Source organism: Paraburkholderia diazotrophica (assembly GCF_900108945.1).
GTDB lineage: Bacteria > Pseudomonadota > Gammaproteobacteria > Burkholderiales > Burkholderiaceae > Paraburkholderia > Paraburkholderia diazotrophica.
This window is the reverse complement of record NZ_FNYE01000098.1, coordinates 1-2,412: the sequence shown is the minus strand read 5'-3', so window position 1 is coordinate 2,412 and position 2,412 is coordinate 1. Positions and strand designations below refer to the sequence as shown.

Annotated in this window: 2 protein-coding genes; both read left to right on the top strand. The window is 60.2% G+C overall.

What is annotated here, in order from left to right; genetic code table 11:
• Positions 1–112: 112 nt before the first annotated feature.
• Complete coding sequence (gene istA, locus BMW76_RS39970) at positions 113–1,597, top strand: IS21 family transposase (protein ID WP_090874166.1); 1,485 nt, start codon at positions 113–115, stop codon at positions 1,595–1,597.
• Positions 1,590–2,363 carry an IS21-like element helper ATPase IstB gene (istB, locus tag BMW76_RS39965; protein WP_015004359.1) on the top strand — a complete coding sequence of 258 codons (774 nt, stop codon included), beginning with the start codon at positions 1,590–1,592 and terminating at the stop codon, positions 2,361–2,363. Before istA ends, istB begins: the two co-directional genes overlap by 8 nt.
• Positions 2,364–2,412 lie beyond the last annotated feature (49 nt).

Here is a 2,412-nt window from a genome sequence, read left to right as displayed (position 1 = left end):
TGTCTGGCGACAATTGCCTCTGCCGGTAGCGACAACTAGATTTGCCGGTTTCCGGCGGCCGAACTGTTGAGGTTCGGGTCGTCGCTATCATGCGGCTCCTTGCGGAGCCGGCATGAAAAAAGACGGAGAAATCAAATTGTTGCGGGAAGAACGACGGAAAGGGGTAACCCAGAAACTGGCTGCAGCGCGTACGGGGATGAGCGAGCGCACAGCCCGCAAATACGAACGTGCTGGGAAGTTGCCCAGCCAGATGAAGAAGCCGCGCACGCATCGAACGCGCGAGAACCCGTTTAGCCTGGACTGGCCATGGGTCGAGGAGCAACTCCAGCGGGATTCGGCGCTCCAGACCAAGACCTTGTTTGCGCTGCTGTGCCAGGCGTTTCCGGGCCGATACCAGCAGGGTCAACTGCGAACTCTGCAGCGACACGTTCAGGCGTGGCGAGTTCGTCATGGCCCAGAGCAGGAAGTCATGTTTCCACAGGAGCACATCCCCGGACGCATGGCTCAATCCGATTTCACGTCGATGAATAGCCTTGGGGTAACGATCGCCGGCACACAGTTCCCGCACCTCGTCTACCACCTGGTGCTCACGTACTCGAACGTGGAGGCCGTGCGCGTCTGCTTCTCGGAAAGCTTTGAGGCGCTAGCCGAAGGGCTGGAAGCTTGCCTGTGGCAGATCGGTGGAGTTCCCGAGTGGCATCGCACCGACAATCTGAGCGCGGCGGTACGCGACCTGGATCGCGAGGGCATGCATGAGTTCACGCAGAACTATCGCGCCGTGCTTGCGCACTATGGAATGCAGCCATCGGCAAACACTGCGGGATGCGCGAATCAGAACGGCGACGTCGAACAATCGCATTTCCGGTTCAAACAGGCTGTCGATCAGGCGTTACGCGTTCGTGGCACGCGAGACTTCGGCTCGCGTTGCGACTACGAACACTTCCTTGGTGAGCTTGTTCGGCAGCGCAACCTCACTCGCACGCAACGCTTCGCGGCAGACCGGGCAGCGCTCAAGCCGCTGCCCGAGGCGCCGCTCGACTTCACGCGTGAGGTGACAGTGCGCGTGTCCCGCTTCAGTCTGATCCGGGTGCTTAACAATCACTACTCGGTTCCGTCCAGGTTGATCGGTGCATCGCTGAAAGTGCGAATCCGCTCAGAGATCCTGGATCTTTACCACGGACAGGCGCACGTGCTTACCCTGCCGCGCCTGACCGGCCGCAATCAGCGCCGCATCGACTATCGGCATCTCATCTGGTCTCTGGTTAGAAAGCCTGGGGCGTTTGCCGCCTACTGCTACCGGGACGAACTGTTTCCGACGACCACGTTTCGCCGAGCCTACGACGCACTGCTCGCCGCAACTCCGACGAAAGCGGACCGGGAATACCTGCGCCTGTTGCATTTGGCCGCAAGCACGTCAGAGACGGAAATTGACCGAGCCATTGGCCGCCTGATGGATGACCAGCGCATACCGACGCTCGAAACCGTGCGCGAGCTCGTAACGAGCCCGGCACCGACGTCGGTTCCGAAGATCGGCAAGGCCGCCATCAACTTGCGGGATTACGACGCGCTGATTCCGTCATGGAGTAGCCATGCATAACCCGCGGGAAGAACTGCTGGCGTCGCTTCGGGCGCTGAATCTCGGTGCCATGGCGGCTGCGGTGGAAGACACCGCATTGCGAGCAGCGAAAGAAGGACTGACTCACGAGGCGTTCCTGCTTGAGCTTGCCCGTATCGAACGCGCCGCGAAGGCGGCTCGCCGGATCGAGCGGCTCCTGAGGCAATCCGAGCTGCTTCCAGACAAGACTTTCCGGACTCTCAACCTGGATCGGTTCGATCCGGCAACCCGTATGCAGATCGAGCGGTTGCGCAGCGGCGGTTTCCTCAAAGAGGCCATCAACGTGGTAGCTGTAGGCCGACCGGGTGCAGGGAAAAGCCATCTTGCCAGCGCCTTGGGTCACGCCCTCGTCGAGCAGGGCTATCCAGTTCTGTTCACACCCACGGGCGCCTTGGTGCAGCGTCTGCTCGCAGCAAAACGCGATCTGCGATTGCCACAGGAGCTGGCAAAGCTGGATCGTTTTGAGTGTCTGATTCTGGACGACATCGGCTACGTCCAGCACGACCGCGATGAGATGGAAGTGTTGTTCACCTTGCTCGCTGAGCGCTATGAACGCAAAAGCATCGTCATCACCACAAACCTCGTATTCTCGGAATGGGAACGAATCTTTAAGGACCCGATGACCACGCTTGCGGCAATCGATCGAGTGGTGCATCACAGCGTCGTGCTCGACTTGATGGGAGTCGAAAGTTACCGGGCAAAAGCGGCCGGCGCGAAGCCGACGGCGCCGGCCGCAGTAGCATCATAGGGCGGCAATTTTAGTTGTCGCCGGTGGCAGTTCTAGTTGACGCCAGACA

What these genes read in the sequence shown, in the direction of transcription:
- istA (WP_090874166.1), top strand. Translation starts at nt 113, where the DNA reads ATGAAAAAAGACGGAGAAATCAAATTGTTGCGGGAAGAACGACGGAAA.
- istB (WP_015004359.1), top strand. Translation starts at nt 1,590, where the DNA reads ATGCATAACCCGCGGGAAGAACTGCTGGCGTCGCTTCGGGCGCTGAAT.